This is a genomic window from Bacillus sp. AP50 (assembly GCF_040492675.1).
Lineage (GTDB): Bacteria > Bacillota > Bacilli > Bacillales > Bacillaceae_G > Bacillus_A > Bacillus_A cereus.
This window is the reverse complement of the sequence record NZ_JBEUTW010000045.1, coordinates 1-4829: the sequence shown is the minus strand read 5'-3', so window position 1 is coordinate 4829 and position 4829 is coordinate 1. Positions and strand designations below refer to the sequence as shown.

Sequence of the window (4829 nt, the reverse complement as noted above, 5' to 3'; positions counted from 1 at the left end):
GCGTTAGAGACTGAAATTGGCGTTGTTAAAAATCCTAATTTTACTTTTTTTGCATCAGGAAGACGTTCACATATAGTGTTAGAAAACGTTGAATTTAAAACAGAAGTAAATGTAAAAAGTAATATAATTGAAATTACAAAAATAGTGGATAATGTAGTTATTCCGTTAGATACTATCGTAGCGAAGGATCGGGAATTATTTGCCCTTGGGCGTAATGAGAAGTTTAGTGTACAAATATTAGAGCAGTATCTCTTTGATACATTTGGAGATAAGTTAGGCTTATAATGAATAGAATGAGGTACGTATTTATAGGTAGTGAATTTTAGTTTGTATTACTTGCGTTTGACCTCTCATTTAATTTGTACTACAATTCGTAGTGTGAAAGGAGTCATACGATGTTTACGCAAAACTATAGGTTAAATGAGCAAGGATTAAATCATTTCTTTGGACCGCTTGAAGCGAAGATTATGGAGATTATTTGGTCTACTGAAGGTATTACTATTAAAGAAGTCCAGCAGAAATTAAGTGAAGAATCGCCTGTGAATTTTAATACTGTTATGACAGTTATGAACAGGTTAGTAGAGAAATTACACTTAGAAAAACAGACTGTAAAAAGAAGTGGCATATATCGTGCTATACAAACGAAAGAAGAATTCTTATCCAATCAAACGAAGAAAATGACACAGGAATTAGTGGGGGAATTTGGAGATTTAGTTATAACACATATGATAGATGAGTTAGAGCAGGCTGATCCGAATTTAATAAAAAAATTAGAAGACAAATTGAATCAGTTAAAAAAAGAGGATCGATGAAATGAAATGGCAAATGCGTAAAATCGTATTGTTAGCGCTCATTGTTAGTACCCTCTTTTTCAGCTTGTTATTGTATTATGTTACATATCCATTTCTCTTTCAAAATAAGGCATTCTTCCTTTCAAAGTTTTGCTTGTTTCAGTTAGAAAAACATATGAAAGAACTATCAATGGTTCGTATTATAGTAGCGGGGTTATTATTAATTACTGTATTGATTGTGTGTAAAAGAATTTGGCGGCAATTTTTCTATAGTAAAAAAGTACAAAAAGTACTTATCCCATTTATTAGAAAAGGGAAACAAATATATATACTGCCGACTGCGGAAGTTGCAGCGTTTACAATTGGATTATTCCGTCCGAAAGTTGTCATGTCGGAAGGTTTGCTTCAGACGTTTTCAGATGAAGAGATTGATGCGATTATTTTCCATGAAGAATATCATCAAAATAATTGGGATCCGCTAAAATTATTTTGTTTTACGTTATTAGCAGAAGGCATGATGTACATCCCGATATTAAAAGAATTGTTACAACGATATCATACGTATCAAGAGTTAGCAGCAGATAAATATGCGATGCAAAAAATGGAATCTTCATTTGAGTTAGGTAGCGCGTTATTAAAATTAATTAAAATAAAGACAATGGAAAATCGATGTGTTACAGCTTCATTTGCAAAAACAGCAATAAATTTACGAATCGAGCAAGTGTTAAATGAAAAGGTTGCTAAGCTTACTATTCCGTTACATACGAACTCGGTATATGTAACAGTAGGGTTATTCTGTGTGTCAATTGTACTTATTGTCGGAGAGTGCATATAGCCTCTTTTTTTTAGGGTAAACACTACTCATTGTAGTGTTTTAGGGGGAATAAAATGAATGCAGCAGATTTAACAATTTGGCTTGTGGCTGGGGCGGGAGTATTGTCATTTATATCACCGTGCTCTTTACCGCTATATCCATCTTATTTATCTTATATTACAGGTGTGTCTATTCAAGATTTAAAAGAAAATCGTGGGATTATGCAAAAATCAGCGATTATACATACAGTATTTTTTATGATCGGATTTTCGGTTATATTTTACGCGTTAGGTTTATCGGTAAGCTGGATTGGAATAACATTTTCATCTAACCAAAAATTGATTCAACAAATTGGTGGGATTTTTATTGTTTTAATGGGGCTATTTATGACGGGCTTGTTTCAGCCTAAGTGGCTTATGGCAGAGAAAAAGGTGCAGTATAGAAGTAAATCGACTGGATATATTCGCTCGATTTTAGTCGGTATGACATATGCAGCGGGTTGGACGCCATGTGTTGGACCGATATTTTCAGCTGTACTCATGCTTGGCGCGACGAATCCTGAAGGGGCACTTCTTTATATTACAGCGTATACTCTTGGGTTTGCGATTCCATTTTTCGTGATGGCATTCTTTATTGGGAAGGTAAAATGGATTGTTACATATGCCAATGTCATGATGAAAATTGGCGGTGGAATGATGATTGTAACAGGTATTTTATTGTATACAAATCAAATGACGAAAATTACAGCATTCTTTATTCGTCTATTCGGTGGATTTACAGGTTTTTAAAAATGAGGAGGAAGAAAAGTGAAGAAACTAATTGCTATTATAATAGTAGGTGCTCTCGTTTGGGCGGGGGTTAACTTTTATAATTCAAAGAAAGAAGAAAAGGAAAGAAAAGCGAAACAAGCAGAGTTACAAGAGAAAGAAGTATTACCACAAGTAGGTTTTAAAGCACCTGGCATCACATTAAAAGGATTAGACGGAAAGTTGCAGTCGTTAAATGATGCCAAGGGAAAACCATATATTATTAATTTTTGGGCATCATGGTGTGGGCCGTGTGAAATGGAGGCACCTGACTTAGTTCATATGTATGATAAATATAAAAAGGATGTTGAAATTTTTGCGGTGAATGCAACTGTTAGTGACCCAGTACAAGAAGCAAGCGCATTTGCTAATCGCTATGGGTTTGAGTTTCCTGTTCTATTAGATATGGACGGAGTAGCTGGACTAGATTATAAAGTATTCTCTTTACCGACGACATTTTTTGTTAATAAAGATGGAATTATAGTAGATCATGCACGAGGTGTATTACCACCAGATCAATTAGAAAAGAAATTTAAGAAATTGATTGAGAATTAAGAGCGGATTTTTCTATGGGGAAAATTAGAGTCACTAACAATATAGAATTTAAGAACGAGGTAGTAGATTTATATTTAAAAGAAGGTATGAGATATAGTAATTGAGTCTTTTTTGTTTGACATGTTTACGTTTTTTTATAACAAACGTTCTGTAATTGCATACTTGGCCTATATGTAGGTGTACCTATAAAATGGTGATTATTAACAATATATTGTTAATATCCGAACATCAAAGAGTTAAGTGAAACACTAAACTCACTATTGCGGAACTAGCAAAATCATTAAGTTGGCTATCACAAGAGTTACAAGAATTAATGGAGAGTTTAAAATTCAATATAATCAATAAGGATTATATTGATTCATTTGTAAAATCTTTTTTAATTGGAATGTATTAATGTAAATCACACGCTTACTTAAATAAATATAAATTTTGCATATTTAATTGGAAATAGAGCATGATATTACCAATTAAATGGAGGTGTGTTAGAAATGCAAATTCGAGAAAATAATAATTCAAACGAGATTTTGGTAGCGGCGACAGCAAGTGCAATTGAGCAAATGAAGTATGAAATTGCTCAGGAGTTTGGCGTTACACTTGGACCAGATTCAACTTCACGAGCAAATGGTTCAGTAGGTGGAGAGATTACGAAACGTTTAGTTCGTATGGCGCAAGAAAGGTTATCTGGTCAATATAAAATTCACTAAGAAAATAATCCGTATATATATATGGATTATTTTTCCTTTAATTTACAAAAAAATAAATTTCGAAATTGAAAAAACCTCTCAGATTCCTTTGTAATAAACTTTTTTAGTTGTATTAATGACATAGGTATCAAAAGATAATCAACCAGATACGAACGATGTATGGGCCCTTAAAAGAGTTTTGGTGTTATTTGTAATTTTAATTTCATAATACTTAAGCCGATATAATAAAATGTTTTATGTCTAAATTGATATAAAGTAATAATTATTAAGTGATATTTCTTTTTTATAGAATAAGTAAAAACTGATATTGTAGTAATTACTGTTTTGAGGTCAATTTACTGTGCACCTTAATTATTGAAGTTTTTTTGTTGATTAACAACTATTGTATTTGGAAATTAATAATAAGTTTATCCCGCTATTTGCCGGGCAGTAAGACCTCCACCTCAAAATTCAGCGGAAGCAAAGAAGTTAGGTGGGGGGCGGGCTGCCCGTAAAAGCCCGATTGGTGAGAGCTAATAATCAGTGGGGGATGTTTCACTTTATGTGATGCGGTAATAAAACTATCTAGTTTGCTATTCTTAGTATTTGTAAAGTCTATATATTTTTCCTCTTTTGTGGAAAGTAAAACTATTGTTACGACCAGTAATATAGTGTCATGTTTTTGAATATTCCATTCGTTTTTTATTTTTAGTTGATGAAAAGACCTTTCTCTCAATTAAATATTTAATTGAGTACTTGAATTTCCTCCACCTTGTACTTTTCAAAGCATAGTGCTTCAAAAATAGCCGTATCGCTTTCATCTGTTTCCAATTTCACAACTTCTTTATTATCTTTTTCTAAAATTTGGAGCAAAATAGTTTTTCAGTTTCACATTTAAATTAGCAGTATTTATTTTTTGAATTCAATTTGTATAAATGATTGAATTGGAACTTTGACTGTTGTTTCTTGCGGTGGTACAGTATCTCCTGTTACTTTCGCTTTATTTTAAATCTTTTTCCAGCTTGGTCCTCGCATTGACTACCACTGTATTTTGAAGTAATTCACTGTTTTCTCAAGTTCAATAATTATATTTTGTAGAATTAAGAAAAGAACTTAGTGTATTTCCTTTACTTATCTACTCTGATATTTAGATGCTAACTACAATTAAATAATATATGAT

General features: G+C 32.4%; 7 protein-coding genes. 6 read left to right on the top strand and 1 reads right to left on the bottom strand.

The features are described 5' to 3' along the window. From ABWK52_RS05385 to ABWK52_RS05360, 6 genes are all read left to right on the top strand, one after another. Positions 1-285, top strand: a 285-nt coding sequence (locus tag ABWK52_RS05385; protein WP_353771886.1) for a DUF3942 family protein, incomplete at its 5' end; no start/stop codon positions are given. A gap of 110 nt (positions 286-395) precedes the next feature. Further along, positions 396-812 (top strand): BlaI/MecI/CopY family transcriptional regulator, encoded by a 417-nt coding sequence (locus ABWK52_RS05380; protein ID WP_000495075.1) that lies wholly within the window; start codon positions 396-398, stop codon positions 810-812. Between the two features lies 1 nt (position 813). Continuing rightward, complete coding sequence (locus ABWK52_RS05375) at positions 814-1626, top strand: M56 family metallopeptidase (RefSeq protein ID WP_097994953.1); 813 nt, start codon at positions 814-816, stop codon at positions 1624-1626. A 53-nt stretch (positions 1627-1679) separates the two neighbouring features. Next, positions 1680-2393: a cytochrome c-type biogenesis protein CcdA gene (ccdA, locus tag ABWK52_RS05370; RefSeq protein WP_050821757.1), complete on the top strand. Its 714-nt coding sequence runs from the start codon at positions 1680-1682 to the stop codon at positions 2391-2393. An 18-nt stretch (positions 2394-2411) separates the two neighbouring features. Continuing rightward, positions 2412-2966 (top strand): TlpA family protein disulfide reductase, encoded by a 555-nt coding sequence (locus ABWK52_RS05365; protein ID WP_084064902.1) that lies wholly within the window; start codon positions 2412-2414, stop codon positions 2964-2966. A gap of 488 nt (positions 2967-3454) precedes the next feature. Next, complete coding sequence (locus tag ABWK52_RS05360) at positions 3455-3670, top strand: alpha/beta-type small acid-soluble spore protein (protein ID WP_098541447.1); 216 nt, start codon at positions 3455-3457, stop codon at positions 3668-3670. A 723-nt stretch (positions 3671-4393) separates the two neighbouring features. On the opposite strand, the gene ABWK52_RS05355 is transcribed toward ABWK52_RS05360, so the two are convergent. Continuing rightward, on the bottom strand, positions 4394-4522 hold the full coding sequence (locus ABWK52_RS05355) for a hypothetical protein (RefSeq protein ID WP_000939299.1): 129 nt from the start codon (positions 4520-4522) through the stop codon (positions 4394-4396). Between the last annotated feature and the right edge of the window lie 307 nt (positions 4523-4829).